The organism is Erythrobacter alti, from assembly GCF_037996805.1.
Lineage (GTDB): Bacteria > Pseudomonadota > Alphaproteobacteria > Sphingomonadales > Sphingomonadaceae > Alteraurantiacibacter > Alteraurantiacibacter alti.
On record NZ_JBBNAX010000001.1, the window covers coordinates 176,977 to 194,485 of the forward strand.

The window sequence follows — 17,509 nt, forward strand, 5'->3', positions numbered from 1 at the left end:
AGTAGAACGACGTGCGTTTTGGTTCTTCTCTTCGTCGTTTGGCGGCAGCACTCATGGTAGTGCTGTCGCCATTCGGCGTGCCCGAAGGATCGGCAAGCGCACAAAGCACGATCGACAATATTGCCGAAGCGAGCTGGGTATTCGGGGGCACGGTTTCCGGGACCGAATCCAATATCGTTTCGATTCCTGTCGAAGACAGCACACCGATAATCTCGACATTCCACCAGGTCCGCGACGGTTCATTCGACCTGAGCTATTATGCACCGGTGTGTGCGGTCAACGCAGGTCGCCAGGCTGCTCCGCAAAATGCGGCGCAAGTTACCTCGACAGTCAGTCGGACCAGCGTCATAACCGCGGGCGAAGACCTGATTTTTCGGGTTGATGCCGCCTCGGCCAATCTAGATTCGCAACGGGTTGAAAGCCTGCAGGCGACGCTTCGGACATCGTCAGGCGATAGCGAACAGATCACGATATACGAGACTGGTCCGAACACGGGTCAGTTCGTTGGCCGCATTCCGACCATCAGGAATGTGGGACAGCCCGCACGCGACGATTGCCGCCTGAGCCTTGACGATGGAAACACCATCGAGATTTCCGTCACCCGACCGGGCCAGACCGCAGTCATCGTCAGTGCAGATGTCGATGTCCTCGCCGATCCCTTCGGCGTCGTGTTTGACAGCGAGACCGGCGAACCCGTTACAGGGGCGGTCGTTTCCCTGGTTGATGCCCGGACCGGGCAGCCGGCAGTGGTCTTCGGACCCGATGGCGTAACTCCGTGGCCCTCGACCGTCATTTCGGGAGAGCCGGTTACCGATGCGGCAGGCAATGTCGTTCAGATGGGGCCGGGTGAATACTGGTTCCCGTTCACATCTTTGGGCCAATACCGGCTGACGATCGAGCCGCCTGCCCCTTACACCGCGCCATCCATCGTGACTCCCGGACAATTGGCAATGCTGACCCGGCCTGATGGACGCGCATTCGTCATTCTCGATGCCTCCTACGGCGGCGAGTTTACCCTTACCGACCCGACACCGGTCCAGATCGATATTCCGCTCGATCGTCCGAGCCTCTCCGTCAGCCTGACCAAGACGGCCTCACGCCAGACTGCTGAGCCGGGCGATGTGGTGTTCTACACCATTGAAGTCCGCAATCAGGATGCAACGCGCGCCAAGCGCGATGTGACCCTCGTCGATACGCCCTCGCCCTGGCTGCGCCTGCGCCGCGACTCCATCCGCATCGACGGGCAAAGCTCGCCCGACGCCATCGAGATTGCGCCTGACGGCAGCCTGCTGACCATCGCTCTTGGCGATATTGCCGGCAATGCCACCCGCCGTGTCGTATATGCGATGACCGTGCGCCCCGATGCAGCGCCCGGCCTTGCGGAAAACCAGGTGCAGGCAACGGATTCACTTGGCCGCACTTCCTTTGCAACCGCATCGGTCGATATCGAGCGCGACACGATTGCCGGCCGGATGACCATTATCGGCCGCATCACCGCCGGTCCTTGCTCGGTCGACGACCCACGGGTCGGCATCCCCGGCGTTCGTGTCATGATGGAAGACGGCAGTTTTGCCATTTCCGATGCCGACGGACGCTATCACTTCGAAGGCGTCGTACCCGGCACCCATGTCGTGCAGGCAGCCGGGATGACTTTGCCGGAAGGCGCCGAGTTCGTCGATTGCCATCGTTCCACTCGCAACGCCGGTAGCGCCTCCTCGCGCTTTGTGACTGGCTGGGGCGGCTCGCTGATGGTCGCAGATTTCCACGCGGTCGTTCCGCTGGAATATATGGAACTGATCACCGCTGAAGCTCCCAGCGACGATCCAGCGTTCACCGCCGAACCGGTAACAGGTAATCTTGGTGCTGATACAACCGCATCAACAACTGGATCGACCGATGGCGCGGTAGGTGAACCGGCGCGCGCACCACGGACCAACTGGCTGGCGCTGGGCGATGGACCCGATGGCTGGCTCTCCCCTGAACTCGACCACAATCCCCGTGCGCCCGCGGTTCACGCCGCCATTCGACATCGCCAGGGAACCACGGTGACCCTTATGGTCGATGGCAATCCGGTCGAGCCACTGGCGTTTGAAGGAACCAGGAATGCGGTTGAAGGCGATTACGCGGTCAGCCTGTGGCGCAATGTGACGCTTTCCGACGAACGCACTGTCCTGACCGCACGATTCGTCAATTCCGAAGGCCAGGTGGCCGACACGATTGAACGCGTGGTCTATTTCACCTCGACACCCGCACGTGTCCAGTTCCTGCCGGACCATTCGAGTCTTATAGCAGACGGCCGCACGCGTCCGGTCGTGGCAATCCGGGTGCTGGACCACAATGGGCGTCCGCTTCGCGAGGGCGTGTCCGGCGAATTCACGATTGCCTCGCCTTATCAAAGCGCCGAACAGCTCGAGCGCCAGCAACTCGACCAGCTCACAGGCATCGGTCAGACCTCTTCGGCGCGCTGGCTCGTTACGGGCAACGAGGGCATCGCCCGCATTGAACTCGCCCCGACCATGGTCAGCGGATCGCTGCGCCTCGATTTCCGCTTCGACGACGGCGAAATCGCGCGCGATCAGGCGGTTGAAGCCTGGATCGAACCGGGCGACATCGAATGGACCATCATCGGTCTTGCCGAGGGATCAATCGGCGCTCGCACCGTGGCGGACAATATGGAGCGGTCGGGCCGCTTTGACAGCGACCTCGGCGACAACGCGCGCGTGGCGCTCTATGCGAAGGGTCGCGTGCTGGGCCGCTATCTGGTCACGGTCGCCTACGACAGCGCCGACCAGCGCGACGACCAGCGCCTGCTCGGGACTATCGATCCCAACGCCTATTACACGGTCTTCGCTGACGCATCGAGCCGCCGCTTCGATGCCGCGAGCCGCGAGAAACTCTATGTCCGTATTGAAACCTCGAGCTTTTATGCTCTCTATGGCGACTTCGAGACCGGCTTCAACGAAACGCGCCTCGCTCGGTACAACCGCACGGCAACTGGCGTAACCGGGGAAGCACGTATCGGCCAATTCGGCGTGCAGGCTTTCGCCGCCGAGATCGGCACACGCTTCCGCCGCGATGAAATCCAGGGCCAGGGTATTTCCGGTCCTTACAGCCTGTCGAGCCGCCGCCTGGTAGCGAACAGCGAGCAGGTGGTGATCGAAACACGCGATCGCTTCCGTTCCGAACTGGTCGTGGAAAGCCGCACGCTTACGCGCTTTATCGATTACGATATCGACCTGCTTTCCGGCACGATCAGCTTCAAGCAGCCTATCCTGAGCCGTGATGTAAACCTCAATCCGCAATTCATTGTAATCGATTATGAAATTGATGAACTTGGCGACGGCGAACTTAATGCCGGACTGCGTATCGACTGGACCAGCGACGATGGTGATCTGCGCATCGGTGCAACTGCCGTCACTGACAAAGGTGATGGGCCACGAACCGAAATGGGCGGCATCGACCTGCGCGCACGCATAGGGACGGCAACGGAAATCCGCGCAGAAGCCGCGCTTAGCCGTTCGCAGGGCGACACCGCGACAGGCTGGTCAGTAGAACTGCAGCACCAGACCAACGCCCTCGACATTCTTGCCTATGCCCAGTCACTCGATGGCGAATTCGGTGTCGGTCAACAAAATGGCGTTGAACTGGGTCGCCGCAAATTCGGTTTCGATGGACGGCTGCGTCTCGACGAGCATTTCTCCATCCTCGGAAGCGCATGGCAGGACGACGCAATCGATGACGATAGCCGCCGCCGCGCCGTTCAGGTGCAGCTGGGCTACCAGTCCCAGGACACCGATCTTACCGTAGGTATCGCCTATTTCGACGATCGACTGGCTGACGGAACGCGCAATCGGTCGACGGTCCTTGAAGGCGGCGTGACTCACCGCTTGCTCGACAACGACCTCGAGGTGAGCGCCACGAGCAGTCTTGCGCTGGATGCTACAGAATCGATTGACCTGCCCGCTCGCCATCGTCTGGCCGCGCGCTATGCGATCACCGATAATGTGCGTCTTGTCGGTCTGTACGAAATCGCTGAGGGCGAAAATGTGGAAGCTCGCACCATTCGCGGCGGTTTCGAAATTGTGCCCTGGCAAGGTGGGCAGATTACCTCCTCGCTCGGACAACAGCGTATAGATGAGTTCGGCAATCGCAGCTTCGCTGCTTTTGGCTTGGCGCAAACGCTTCAAGTAAGCCCGGAGCTTTCGATCGATGCGACGATTGATGGTAGTCACACGCTTGGCGGGTCGCCAGATGTGTCTGACGTCGTCAATCCGCTTCATCCCGTGTCCGGTGGTGGCCAGTTTGGCCCGGGCGGCGCGCTGTTCGAGGACTTCACCGCTGTCACCCTGGGCGCTGCATGGCGGCGTGATCGCTGGAGCGCGACAGCGCGCGGCGAGTACCGCGATGGCGAATTTGCCGACCGTACCGGCTTTACCTTCGGCGCGATCCGTCAGCTTGGCGAAGGCAGCGTGGTCGGTTCGGGCTTCACCTGGACCGAAGCGGATGGCGAGAATGGCGCGACCAGTGAAATTTTCGATGCCGCCCTCGCTTACGCGCACCGTCCCGACGATTCCGAATTCGCCATGCTCGGCAAGCTGGAATATCGCAGTGACGAGGTCACTGGTGCAGTCTTTGGCGAGACCGGTGCAGCCGGTCGCACCGCCCTCACGGTCAACGGCGATGCCGTTTCCCGCCGCCTTATCGCAAGTGTTTCGACCAATTGGTCGCCGCGAGGTTGGGAAGAGGATGAGAACGGCGTCGATCAACAGGTCCGCCGTGACGAATTCGGTCTGTTTGTCGCCGTGCGTCATAATTTCGATGAGTTCGAAGGATTCGACCTGTCGGGAACGTCATTGCTTGCAGGTGCAGAAGCGCGGATCGGCATCGGTGACCGGGTCGAGGTCGGCGCCATGGGAACAGTGCGCACCAATCTCGATGACAATGTCACCAGCTTCGCGGTCGGTCCGCAAATCGGATTCGTACCTGCAGACGGCGTTCTGTTGACGCTTGGCTACAATATCGAAGGTTTCCGCGACGAGGATTTCTCCGCCGCACGCAACACCGATCGCGGTGTCTATGCCGCAGTACGGATGAAATTCGACGCCGACACCTTCAGCTTCCTGGGATTGGGCCGATGACCACGCAACCTCCCCTTCCTGCCACAATTTTACGTCGGATTAACCATAATCGGCCAGGGGTGCACCTGATGATCACGCGCATCTTTTTCTGGTTGGCAGGTGTGCTGGCAACGCTGCTCTTCGCCGATGCGGCACAGGCACAGCAGACGTTTACCTACGTCAATACGGTCAACGGCACGATCAGCCCAACAGCATCGCCCTGCACCAACCCGCTGGTGCGCACTTACAATGTCACCCAGAACTTCGTTCTTGCAGATGTCGATATCGGAGCGCGCGGCGCGCACACATATCGCGGAAACTTGCGGTTTACGCTTCAACATCCGGACGGCACCCGAGTACGGGTGGTCAATGAGAACGGAAATATTTTCGGCGACAATTTCAACTGGCGCCTGAATGACGAGGGCACGCAAGTCGTAAACTCGGATGGCAATGGCAACAATTATTCAACGGCAGCCGTGAACGGTGGATTCCAGCACAATTTCATCCCTAACGCAGCCCTCTCCGCCTTCGATGGCAAGAACAGCCAAGGCACCTGGCGGCTCGAAATCTGTCATGCATCCGGTCCCAATCGTACTGGCGAATTCTATCACTCCGAACTCTATCTCACTTCGCAACCGACCGGACCGTTTGCAGATCTCTCGCTGCAGAAGACGGTCAACAACTCCTCGCCCGCAAGCGGATCCAATGTCGTTTACTCGGTAACTGTGAGCAACGCGGGAAATTCCACCCAGTCTGCAACCGCTACGGTCCTCGACCAGCTGCCGCCCGGTGCATCCTATCTCAGCCACTCCGGCAGCGGATCCTATGCGCCTGCTACCGGCATCTGGAGCCTACCGACGCTTGCTCCGGGTCAATCGACCACATTGACGATCACCGCGTTGGTGACAGCAACGGCAGGCGCCACAATTACCAACGTTGCCGAAGTCAGGACATCGGACAGGAACGATTTTGATTCCACACCGGGCAATGGCTCTATTGCAGAAGACGACAACGACTTCGCCAGTTTCACTGTCAGCGGCACACGCCAGGCGGGCATCCCGCCTACGCTGGCGTGCCCGGATGGTTTTCTGACCTTTGATTGGGCGGGACGAAACTGGCCAGTAGGCAGCACCACGAACAATTATACGCTCACGGGTCTCGGCGCATTCAACTGGTCACTTTCCTCACCCGCACCGTGGCTGGACGTGGCCTCGCTGGGCGGCCAGCATCCCCGTTTGACGACTGCGGCGCAGAACACGACGTCGCTTTCGAAAGCGATCGACTTTGACAATGCGACGCAGTTTGCGACCACGACCGTCACGCTCGGCCAGCCTGTCGATGGTGCCCAGTTCACGATCTTCGATGTCGATTACGCAGCGAACGATTTTGCTGACAGGGTGACCGTGACGGGCCGCTTGGGAACTGATGTTGTCATCCCGGTACTGACAAATGGGACTGCCAATTACGTGATCGGAAACTCAGCCTATGGCGATGCCGGTTCGGCAGCCGATCAGCCCAATGGCAATGTCATAGTCACCTTCGATCAGGCTATCGATTCAATCATCATCGAATACGGAAACCACGCATTGGCTCCGGCCAATCCTGACGGACAGGCAATCCAGATGAGCGGCGGGATCCAGATCTGTCGACCGTATACCGATCTCATCGTGGTCAAGAGCAGTGCTCCGGTCGAGGATCCGGTGAACGGAACCACAGATCCCTTGGCCATACCCGGCGCCCGTATCCGGTATTGCATTCAGATCACCAATACCGGTTCTGCAACAGCCACGGCAATTACGGCGGTCGATAATCTCCCGACCGAAGTAACATACCTGGCGGGCACGATCCTCTCTGGCTTGACCTGTGAGGCTGCGAATACCGCTGAAGATGATGACGCGGCCGGGGCCGACGAAGCCGACCCTGCAGGAGCAAATTTTGCCGCCGGAACTGTGACCTACTCACGGGCCAGCCTGTCAGGCGGCAGCACTGCGGCGTTCACTTTCGAAGCTACGATCAATTAGGGCTAAGGCCAGGCAGTCTGCTTGAAGACAACGGGAAACCGGTTGTGGACCGACTACGGCCCTTGCCTTGTGCCAACTGAAGGCGGCGGTGGTGGACAGGGCTGGATTCGAACCAGCGTACGCTTGCGCGGGCAGATTTACAGTCTGCTGCCTTTAACCACTCGGCCACCTGTCCACACCGGTGCCGGAATGCGGGATTTCGCCCGCGGGATGAGGCGCCTTGATGCGGCGCCTTCCAGCCGAGAGGCGCCCCTTTGGCGAAGCACTGCTTGCCTGTCAATGGGGCTGCTGGCAGGAGCGCTCGCAAGGAAAGGCAAAACTATGGCCAAAGCTGGCAAGAAGAAGCTGCGCGGACGCGCCGGACGCATGCAGGGTGGACGCGGATCAGGCCGTGCTACGAAGGGAAATGTGCGCTTGTGGGGTCGCCACGCGGTGGAAGCTGCGTTGATGAATCCGCGCCGACAGCATCGCAAATTATGGGCCACGCTCGACGGGATTGATTCGCTCGACGGCGAATTGCCGCCCGATTTCCCACTCGAGCGCGCCGAAGTGGCGGACCTTGCCCGACTGGTCGCCAAGGATGCGCCGCACCAGGGGCTGGTTCTTGAATGTGAAGCCCTGCCCGACCTCCACCTGGCAGACGTCCTCGACGGCGATGCGGCCCGGCCGATCGTCGTACTCGACCAGGTCACCGATCCGCACAACGTCGGCGCCATACTGCGTTCGGCCGCTGCCTTCAACGCTGCTGCCATCGTGACACAGGATCGCCATGCCCCGCCCGAAAGCGGCGTGGTCGCCAAGTCCGCATCAGGCGCGCTGGAGACGGTTCCGTGGGTGCGCGTCGTCAATCTCGCGCGCGCCTTGGAAGAAATGGCGGAAGCAGGCTACTGGCGGCTCGGACTGGCCGGAGAGGCCGAGGCAAATTTCGCGGAAGCCTTGCCAGCTGGCCCGATAGCCGTGGTTCTCGGCGCAGAGGGTGAAGGGATGCGGCACAATGTGGCGCAGCACTGCGACGCCCTCACCCGCCTTCCTATCAGCGAGGCGATGGAGAGCCTGAACGTTTCGAACGCCGCCGCAATTGCCCTGTACGCTATTGCCACTCGGTAGCCGGCGGCCGCTCGGTCACAAAAGCAAAGGGCCGCCCCATCGGGACGGCCCTTTTCTTAAGTCAAGCGCCGCTCGGGTCGCTCGACTTCCCCCCACCCTCGAGTGGATTAGTTCACTGCGTCTTTCAGACCCTTGCCAGCCTTGAATTTGGGCTGTGTGGATGCCTTGATCTGCATCGGTTCGCCAGTACGCGGATTGCGGCCGGTCGATGCCTTTCGCTTGGCGCAGGAGAACGTGCCAAAACCGACCAGGCGAACCTCATCGCCTTTCGAAAGCGTGCCTGTGATGGTGTCAAACACGGCTTCAACCGCCTTCGTCGAATCGTTGCGCGAAAGGCCGCTGGACTCTGCGACGGCTCCGATCAGTTCGTTCTTGTTCATTGTCAGGTAGACCCCCTCACTCAATGTGAATGTCAGCAATTTTGGAATCGCGGACGCGATGGCGGGAATTGAGCGAGTTTTGCCGCCGCTGTCAAAGGCATTCCCGGCGAGGAACGGCCTTTTTTCAGACGAATCGAAGAAAAAGCGTTTGTGGGTTACCAGAATTTACCCAAAGCGCCGGATTTCAGGCGAATTTCGAGCGGTCGACGAATCGTGCCGACTGCTCGAACCTGCGTTCAATGTGCGGTTGTTGTCGGAGTCGCGCCGCTCGACGGGCCATGCGGCTGGCTCGCCAAATCATCTTCCTCGGTCCATTCGATCGGTGCCGGGATAGCGGTAAGCGCCTGTTCCAGGACCTGGTCGACATGGCTGACCGGGATGATCTCCAGCCCTTCCTTCACATTGTCGGGAATCTCGGCGAGATCCTTCTCGTTCTCTTCGGGGATCAAGACCGTCTTGATGCCGCCGCGCAATGCAGCGAGCAGCTTTTCCTTCAAGCCACCGATGGGAAGCACGCGGCCACGCAGCGTGACCTCGCCCGTCATCGCGACGTCGGGACGCACGGCAATGCCGGTGAGCGTGGAAACGATGGACGTGACCATCCCGATACCCGCGCTCGGACCATCCTTGGGCACTGCCCCTTCGGGCAAGTGGATATGGATGTTCTTGCGCTGAAAGATGCTCGGCTTGATGCCATAGGCAGGCGCGCGGGCCTTCACGAAGCTGAAGGCTGCGGCGACGGATTCGTTCATCACTTCGCCCAGCTTGCCGGTGGTCTTGGCCTCGCCCTTGCCCGGCGTAGTGACGCTTTCGATGGTGAGCAATTCGCCTCCGACCGAAGTCCACGCGAGGCCCGTAACGGCACCGACCTGCGGTTCTTCTTCGGACATGCCGTGCTTGAATTTGCGCACACCGGCAAAGTCGCCAAGATTTTCGGGTGTGATGGCGACGCTCTCGACTTCCTTCTCGAGGATCTTGCGCAGGCTCTTGCGTGCCAGATTGGCGATTTCACGTTCGAGCGTACGCACACCGGCCTCACGCGTGTAATAGCGGATCAGGTCGCGTAGGCCGTCCTCGGTCAGCTCGAATTCCCCGTCCTTCAGGCCATGGTCCTCCACCTGCTTGGCGATCAGGTGACGCTTGGCGATCTCGACCTTCTCGTCCTCGGTGTAGCCCTCGAGACGGATGATCTCCATCCGGTCGAGCAGCGGTTGCGGCAGGTTGAGGCTGTTCGCCGTGGTGACGAACATGATGTCCGACAGGTCGATATCCAGCTCCAGGTAGTGGTCCTGGAACTTGTTGTTCTGTTCGGGGTCGAGCACTTCGAGCAGCGCCGAAGCCGGATCACCGCGGAAGTCCTGTCCCAGCTTGTCGATCTCGTCGAGCAGGAACAGCGGATTGCTGGTGCCGGCCTTTTTGAGGTTGGACACGATCTTACCCGGCAATGAGCCGATATAGGTGCGGCGATGGCCGCGGATTTCGGCTTCATCGCGCACGCCGCCCAGCGACTGGCGGATGAACTCACGCCCCGTGGCGCGTGCAATCGATTTGCCGAGGCTGGTCTTGCCGACACCGGGAGGGCCGACGAGGCACAGGATCGGGCCCTTCAGCTTGTTGGTGCGCGCCTGCACCGCGAGATACTCGACGATGCGGTCCTTGACCTTGTCGAGCGCATAGTGATCGGCATCCAGTACTTCCTGCGCCTTGGCGATGTCTTTCTTGAGGCGGCTTTTCTTGCCCCATGGCAGGCCGAGCAATACGTCGAGATAGTTGCGTACCACGGTCGCCTCGGCGCTCATCGGCTGCATAGAGCGAAGCTTCTTCAGCTCGCTCTCGGCCTTGGCCTTGGCTTCCTTGGAAAGTTTGGTTTCCTCAATCTGCTTGGCCAGTTCGGCCAGCTCGTCGCCGTCCTCGCCATCGCCGCCCAGCTCGCTCTGGATCGCCTTCATCTGTTCGTTGAGGTAATATTCGCGCTGCGTCTTTTCCATCTGTCGCTTCACGCGACCACGGATCTTGCGTTCGACCTGCTGGACCGAAAGCTCGCTCTCCATGGCGGAGAACACCATTTCCAGCCGCTTCATCGCGTCGGTTTCGGCGAGCAGCATCTGCTTCGATTCGACCTTGGCCGAAAGGCTGGCGGCAATCGCATCTGCCAGCTGGCCGGCATCCTCGATATCGGCGAGCTCGCTTTCGATATCTTCGGGAAGCTTCTTGTTGGTGCGGGCGTAGTCGGAAAACTGTTCGAGCGCGCTGCGCATCATCGCCGCGACGTCGGTGCCGCTGGCGGTGGTTTCATCAAGCGCCGCGGTCTGGGCGAGATAGAAATCGCCATCGAGCCGCATGTCGCTCATCTTGGCGCGCGCCTTGCCTTCGACCAGCACGCGGACTGTGCCATCGGGCAGCTTGAGCATCTGCTGCACCTGCGCGACCGTGCCGATATCGTAGAGATCACCGCGTTCGGGATCATCGGTGGCGGGATCGGTCTGCGCGACGAGGAAAATATCGCGCTCTGCCTCCATTGCCGCTTCAAGCGCCGCCACCGACTTGTCGCGCCCCACGAACAGCGGGACGACCATGCCGGGAAAAACGACGATGTCGCGCAGGGGAAGAAGGGGGTAGGCGTTCATGCAAATATCCGTGTGTTGGGCAGCAATTCAGGCGCTGCTATGTCTTGGCACGGAATATGGGGGCGCAGGTGCGAAGCTGCAACGGGTGTGGATGGTTAGGTGTGGATTGGAAGGCAATTGTGCGAACAACGCGTAATCGTCAGGTTGTTACTTATATCATGTTGGTAAACCAGAAGCCGTAGGTTGGCTCGCCATTTGCATCGAGAGCCGGGTCAAAGCGGGCGTACTCGACAAGCGCGGCGCATGCGACTGCTTCGAAATCTTCATCACCTAGCGCGTTGGGCGAACGACAGCGTAAAACTCTACCATCTGGTCCCACAAGTAGGACCACGGGAAAGGCTGTGTTGCGGCTTCGGCGAAGCCCTGTGCGTGGATAGTGGTTTCTCACTCGCGCCCTCCACCTGTCCTCAAGCACGGGTGTAGGTGAGGAAACCGACCGTCGCAGTTCTTCAGGCTCTATTCCCCAAGTTTGAACAAGGTCAGCCATGCAAGTATCCATAGCCTGAAGAGGAGCGTCCATCTCGCCCGTGTGAAGCACAACGGTTTCATCGAAAACACTGGCAACTTGAATGCCTGAGATTTGTGGCAGGCCGTCGATCGGCTCCTCATCTGCGTTTGGAGGGATTTGCGACGGGCGGGACCGCAACAGATCAAGGGAAAGCATGGTAACAAACGCTCGAACGCTTCCATCTTGGCTGACAAAAGTTTCCGCTTCCTGGTCGAAAGGTTCGCGCGCCGGGAAGATGGAGATGTGAGGGCTTCGGTCTGTCAATTCCAAGTGGCTGCTGCCTACCGACAGACGAGCTTGGCCCACCGGCGCAATTCGGCGGAGTTCGAACCAAACTTCTCTCTCTCCGTCCACGAAACTCCGGAACAAGGAACAGCTGTCTTCCGCGTAATCCACTATCCAAGGTCTGGCAGCGTTGTATTCTCTCGTTGCCGAAGGCCGTGCTGCTTGGTCCTGCGCAGCCGCTGGATGACACACCAACAATAAACTGGCGATGACCGCTAAAGTGTTCTTACGGTTACGCATTTTGCCAATATGACGCTCAGACGAATAGCCGTCAACATGCTCACATCCCCGGCAGGTTGAACCCTGGCGGCAGGCCCAGCCCTTGCTGCATCTCTGCCATGTGCTCGCCCGCCTTGCGGTCGGCCTTGTCGCGGGCGTCATTGAAGGCGGCGGTGACGAGGTCTTCGAGGATCTGCTTGTCTTCGGGCTTGATCAGGCTTTCGTCGATCTCGACGCCCAGGATGCGGCCGCGTGCACTTGCGCGCACCTTGACCAGCCCGCCACCGGCGGTGCCCTCGACCTCGATCGTGTCGAGCTTGACCTGCGCATCCTGCATCTGCTGCTGAATCTTGTTGGCCGCTTCCTGTGCAGCCTTCATCATTTCTTCCATGTTTTCCATCGGGTGTTCCTCAAGTTTCAGGCGCGGCGCGACCAGTCTTCGCGCCCGCGCGGGGGATCTGTTGTTTCAACCAATTGCGCATCGGGGAAGGCATCGAAAGCAGCAGCAACCAGCGGGTGGTTGCGGATACGCTCTGCCTCGGCCTTTCTCGCGGCTTCGACAGCTTCGTAGAACGTCGGCTGGCCTTCGCCATCGCTGCGTACCACTTCCCACTTCCCGCCGATGCTTTCCTGCAATCCCTGCCGGACCTGCTTGGTGATATCCTCGTCATAGCCGGGTGGCTGGGTGTATTCGAGCTTGCCCGGCGCCAGCGAAATTACGCGGATTTGGGCCTTGAGCAGGCTGGCAAAGGACAGCGAGCCGGGCGCGCCCGAGTTTTCGATCCGGTCGACCAGCTCGTTCCACGAAAGAGACGCGGTTGCACCTCCGCCTGCCGCGCCACCCTGCGCACCCGCTCCGCTTCCGCCGCTTAGCGCGGCATCCTTAAGCTGTTTGGCGAGCTTCCCGGGATCGGGCATGTCGGCGGCGTGGAGCACGCGCAGCAGCGCCATTTGCGCCGATACGAGCGGGTCAGGCGCGCTCTTGACCTCGTCATGGCCCTTGAGCAGCAATTGCCACAGGCGGTGGACCTGTCCGGCCGACAGCCGTTCTGCCCATGCACCGATAACTTCGCGCTCCTCGGCAGAAGGCGCATCGACCTCGCCGATCTGGCCGATGGCAACGCGGTGGGTGAATTCCATCAGCGAGCGCATCAGTGCCAGCGGCTCCACCCCGAGCGCATATTGATCGGCAATTGCGTCGAGCAGTTTCTGCGGCTCGCCTTCAAGCAGGTGCTGGAACAGCCGCCGCTGCGCCCCGCGGTCGGCCAGACCGAGCATGTCGCGCACCTTTGCAGCGCGCACCATGGTTTCCGAGCCATCGCCATCCATATCGGCATGAGCAATCGCCTGGTCGAGGATTGACAAGCCGTCGCGCACCGAGCCTTCCGCTGCCGCCGCGATCATCGCCAGCGCCTCGTCCTCCGCGCCGACACCTTCCTGCTCGCAAACAAAGGCGAAATGCTTTTCGAGCAATTCGGCCGGAATGCGGCGCAGGTCGAACCTTTGGGTCCGGCTGAGAACGGTAACGGGCAGCTTCTCGACTTCGGTGGTGGCGAAAAGGAATTTTACGTGTTCGGGCGGTTCTTCCAGCGTCTTGAGCAGCCCGTTGAACGCGGCCTTCGACAGCATGTGAACTTCGTCGATTATGTAGATCTTGAAACGCGCGCTGACGGTGGCGTAGCGGACCGCCTCGATAATCTCGCGAATGTCATCGATGCCAGTGTGGCTGGCAGCGTCCATTTCGATCACGTCGATATGGCGGCCTTCGGCGATTGCGGTGCACGGTTCGCACTGGCCGCAGGGATCGATGGTTGGTCCGCCCTGCCCATCCGGCCCGACGCAGTTGAGCGCCTTGGCGATCAGCCTTGCGGTGGAGGTCTTGCCGACCCCGCGAACGCCGGTCATCAGGAAGGCGTGGGCCAGCCGGTCGCGCTCGATCGCATTGCCCAGCGTGCGCACCATCGGTTCCTGCCCGATAAGCTGGCTGAAGGTTTGCGGGCGATATTTGCGCGCTAGCACACGGTAAGGCTGGGCCGTTTCGGCAGGCGGTTTTGGCAAAGGTGCCGCATCGCCGCCTTCCAGTGCGGCAGGCTTTTCCGGAGCCGGAGTTGCAGCGACGGGGGGCTCTACGTCAGGCGCATTGTCAGCCGTGGGTTGCGAAGAAATTGCTGGTTCGGGCTCCCCGAACAATGCGTTCTGGCCCGCAGCTTCGAGTTCGGCGGCGGAGGGCTTTGCCTCCGCCTCTTGCGTATCATCGGCCCATGGCGGGGTATCCGGGTTTTCCGGGGAATCACTCATGCAGCAAGACTAGGCGCTCACCGCACGAATGTCATTGCAACAATGTCGTGGAAAAGGAGCCGAGCGACCCGCTGCCATCTACCTGGGCTGCTTCCTTCCGGATCTGACCCGGTGAGCAGACGCGAACGTCCACCCGACTCCCGCGGCGCATATGGCGAGGTGTCGGCGGAAATTCAACCCGAAAGGTTCACATGCCCCAGCCCGACCGCGCAGCGCTTAGCGGAAGTTGTCGGCGTAGGCCTGGAGCTTCAGTTTCTTTGGTGGGACCGTATGGACGCGGGCGGCGATGCCGTATTTCTCGGCATAGGCCTGCGCGGCCTCGCAAGTCGGGAATTTAAGCTGCACTTGCTGGCGCGTGTCGCCACTGCCGGCCCAGCCCATCAGCGGATCGGGCTTTTTCGCTTCTGCGGGCACGAAATCGAGCACCCACTGATCGATGAGCGCCTTGCCCGATTGCATCGCGCTCTTGGGGCGCTTGTAGATACGTGCTTCTGCCATGGATGAGCCTCTAGGTCAGTCGTTCGAGTTTTTGAAGGCGTTTTTGGTCTTGAGGCTCGGCTTTTCGGTCCACGGCTCCTCCGGCCAGCGGTGCTTGGGATAGCGGCCCTTCATTTCCTTGCACACATCTGCCCAACTGCCGCGCCAGAAACCCGGCAGGTCGCGGGTTGCCTGGATCGGCCGACCGGCTGGGCTGGTAAGATGGATGAGCAGCGGCGTGCTGCCGATCATCGGATGGCGATCAAGCCCGAACAGCGCTTGCACCCGCACCTCGACACTGGGCGCATGTTCGCCTGCATAATCGATGGCATGGCTGGTGCCAGCCGGGCTGGTGAAGTGGCGCGGGGCGCGCTTATCGAGCTGCTGGCGATCCTCCCAGGACAGCAAGTTGAGCGCACCCTCTGCGTAACGCGAAGGCGGCAGGTCGAGGTTGCGGCGTCCTGCCAGCAGCGGGGCAAGCCATACGTCAGCACGCTGCGCCAACTCCTCATCCGAAAACGCTTCTATTCGCGCAAACCGCGCTCGCGTCAGCAATCCGCGCGGGAGAAGTTCCCCCAGCTTCTCCACGGCCTTTTCCACAAGGATATCCACAATCGCTTCAGGGTCCGGGTCAGGATCGGGGCCGCTTGCCAGCGCAATCGCGCCCAGACGCCGCTCACGCCGTGCTTCCACCCGATTTTCGGCGTTATTCCAGATGGCTGTCGTGCGTTCGTCAATCAGATTCGCAAGATGTTTTTCGACATCTGCGCGCTGCAATTCAGCCGCTGCGGTGATGCGCGCGCCCTTGGCTTGCCCCGTTGCATCCGCAATCACCAGCCATTCTGCACGCGCCAGTGAGGATGCAGGGTCAAGCATGAACCCGCGCCCGCCAGCAGAAATCCAATGCTCGCCTGACGAATCGCGCCGCCGCGCCACGAAATCAGGCCTTGCGAGGGCAATAAACACCGCCGGATCGAGCGACTGGCTCTTCCCGCTTGCGACCAGCCGTTCGGCTGCCCTCGCCCAGTTCCGCGCCAGCTTTCGCGATGCCTCCGCCCGCTTGCCCCGATTGGTATTCCAGCGCAGCAAGCGCGCAGCCAGATCCTCTCCGCGACCGCCCAGCCCGCGTTCCTGCGCCAGCAATACCAGCCGCGCGGCATCCTCGGCCTGCGATGATTTGGCACCGAACAGGATTGCAGCTGCGCCTTCTGGGTCGAGTGGCAAGGACGCCACCTGCTCGCCCCAAGATGTGATTGCGCCGCCCGCATCCAGCGCGCTCATCTTCTCCAGCCTCTCGCGCGCACTCGCCACCGAAGCCTCCGGCGGCGGATCGAGCCATTGCAGGCTCGCCGGATCGGTTACGCCCCACGCAGCAAGGCTGAGCACGAGCGGTGCGAGGTCCGCGCTAAGCATCTCAGGTGTATCGAATTCGGGCCGCCCGGCGTGGCCTGCCTCTTCCCACAGTCGATAGGCGACACCGGGTCCTTGCCTCGCAGCACGCCCGGCCCGCTGCGTCGACGCTGCCTGGCTGGCGCGCTGGGTGACAAGATGCGTGGTGCCGGCCGCCCTGTCGAACTGTGCCTTGCGTGCCAGCCCGCTGTCGATCACGACCGAGACACCATCCAACGTCAGCGAAGTCTCTGCAATGCTTGTGGCAAGCACGATACGCCGTTGCCCGCCTGCATCCCGCCGGATCGCGGCGCGCTGGTCTTGTGGTTGAACCTGTCCATGGAGCGGCAGGACCGGCACGTTCGGCAGCTTGTCAGCCAGCCTTTCGCGCGTTCGCTCGATTTCACCAACACCGGGGAGGAAGGCGAGGATATCGCCGTCCTGCTCGCGCCACGCGGTGAGCACGGCGGAGGTCATGGCATCCTCAATCCGCTTTTCCGGCGCTGCGCCCAGCCATTTGATGTCGAGCGGATAGGCCTTGCCCTCGCTCGCAATAACCGGGGCGTCGCCGCCCATCAGCTTTGCAAATCGCGCGCCATCGATGGTCGCGCTCATCACGCACATGCGCAGGTCTTCGCGCAGCACGCCCTGCGTCTCCAGCGCCAGCGCGAGGCCCAAATCGCTGTCGAGATGCCGTTCATGCGCCTCGTCGAACAGCAAGGCGGAAACGCCTGCCAGCCCCTGATCTTCGAGCAGACGGTTCACCAGGATCGCCTCGGTTACGACAAGAATGCGCGTCGCCTTGCTCGTCTTGCTGTCGAGCCGGGTGAGATAGCCAACCCGCTCGCCCACCTTCTCGCCAAGCAAGTGCGCAATGCGTTCTGCTGCCGCGCGCGCAGCCACGCGGCGCGGACTTGTGAGGATGATTTGTCCGTCACACCATTCCTCGTCCAGCAATGCAGGTGCCACCGCAGTAGTCTTGCCGGCACCCGGAGGAGCGACAAGCACGGCAGAAGGCCCCGCGCGCAAGGCTGCAAGCAGGTCCGGCAGGACAGCGTGAATGGGAAGTTCAGCGGTCACG

Annotated in this window: 10 protein-coding genes, 1 tRNA gene and 1 other RNA gene; 3 read left to right on the forward strand and 9 right to left on the reverse strand. The window is 61.1% G+C overall.

The genetic code is table 11. The features are described 5' to 3' along the window. The first annotated feature begins 38 nt into the window (after positions 1–38). Complete coding sequence (locus tag AAC850_RS00795; protein ID WP_340586447.1) at positions 39–5,138, forward strand: hypothetical protein; 5,100 nt, start codon at positions 39–41, stop codon at positions 5,136–5,138. 68 nt (positions 5,139–5,206) lie between these two features. After that, positions 5,207–7,138 (forward strand): proprotein convertase P-domain-containing protein, encoded by a 1,932-nt coding sequence (locus tag AAC850_RS00800; RefSeq protein WP_340586450.1) that lies wholly within the window; start codon positions 5,207–5,209, stop codon positions 7,136–7,138. Between the two features lie 89 nt (positions 7,139–7,227). Here the strand turns inward: AAC850_RS00800 and AAC850_RS00805 are convergent. Further along, positions 7,228–7,313, reverse strand: a tRNA-Tyr gene (locus AAC850_RS00805). 146 nt (positions 7,314–7,459) lie between these two features. Here AAC850_RS00805 and rlmB point away from each other — a divergent pair. After that, positions 7,460–8,245 (forward strand): 23S rRNA (guanosine(2251)-2'-O)-methyltransferase RlmB, encoded by a 786-nt coding sequence (gene rlmB, locus AAC850_RS00810; protein WP_340586453.1) that lies wholly within the window; start codon positions 7,460–7,462, stop codon positions 8,243–8,245. A 107-nt stretch (positions 8,246–8,352) separates the two neighbouring features. Here rlmB and AAC850_RS00815 read toward each other — a convergent pair whose 3' ends face one another. From AAC850_RS00815 to hrpB, 8 genes are all read right to left on the reverse strand, one after another. Beyond that, positions 8,353–8,625, reverse strand: coding sequence for an HU family DNA-binding protein (locus tag AAC850_RS00815; protein WP_340586454.1), 273 nt, complete (start codon positions 8,623–8,625; stop codon positions 8,353–8,355). Between the two features lie 236 nt (positions 8,626–8,861). Continuing rightward, the gene (lon, locus tag AAC850_RS00820) at positions 8,862–11,252 is read right to left on the reverse strand and encodes an endopeptidase La (RefSeq protein ID WP_340586457.1); all 2,391 of its coding nucleotides are present in this window, start codon (positions 11,250–11,252) and stop codon (positions 8,862–8,864) included. A gap of 151 nt (positions 11,253–11,403) precedes the next feature. Further along, positions 11,404–12,285 carry a hypothetical protein gene (locus AAC850_RS00825; protein ID WP_340586459.1) on the reverse strand — a complete coding sequence of 294 codons (882 nt, stop codon included), beginning with the start codon at positions 12,283–12,285 and terminating at the stop codon, positions 11,404–11,406. 40 nt (positions 12,286–12,325) lie between these two features. Further along, positions 12,326–12,664 (reverse strand): YbaB/EbfC family nucleoid-associated protein, encoded by a 339-nt coding sequence (locus AAC850_RS00830; RefSeq protein WP_340586462.1) that lies wholly within the window; start codon positions 12,662–12,664, stop codon positions 12,326–12,328. A gap of 17 nt (positions 12,665–12,681) precedes the next feature. After that, positions 12,682–14,562 carry a DNA polymerase III subunit gamma/tau gene (locus tag AAC850_RS00835; protein ID WP_340586465.1) on the reverse strand — a complete coding sequence of 627 codons (1,881 nt, stop codon included), beginning with the start codon at positions 14,560–14,562 and terminating at the stop codon, positions 12,682–12,684. 49 nt (positions 14,563–14,611) lie between these two features. Continuing rightward, positions 14,612–14,706, reverse strand: an RNA gene (gene ffs / locus AAC850_RS00840) — signal recognition particle sRNA small type. Positions 14,707–14,778: 72 nt separating this feature from the next. Beyond that, positions 14,779–15,060 carry an ETC complex I subunit gene (locus AAC850_RS00845; protein ID WP_340586468.1) on the reverse strand — a complete coding sequence of 94 codons (282 nt, stop codon included), beginning with the start codon at positions 15,058–15,060 and terminating at the stop codon, positions 14,779–14,781. Between the two features lie 15 nt (positions 15,061–15,075). Then, complete coding sequence (gene hrpB, locus AAC850_RS00850; protein ID WP_340586471.1) at positions 15,076–17,508, reverse strand: ATP-dependent helicase HrpB; 2,433 nt, start codon at positions 17,506–17,508, stop codon at positions 15,076–15,078. Between the last annotated feature and the right edge of the window lies 1 nt (position 17,509).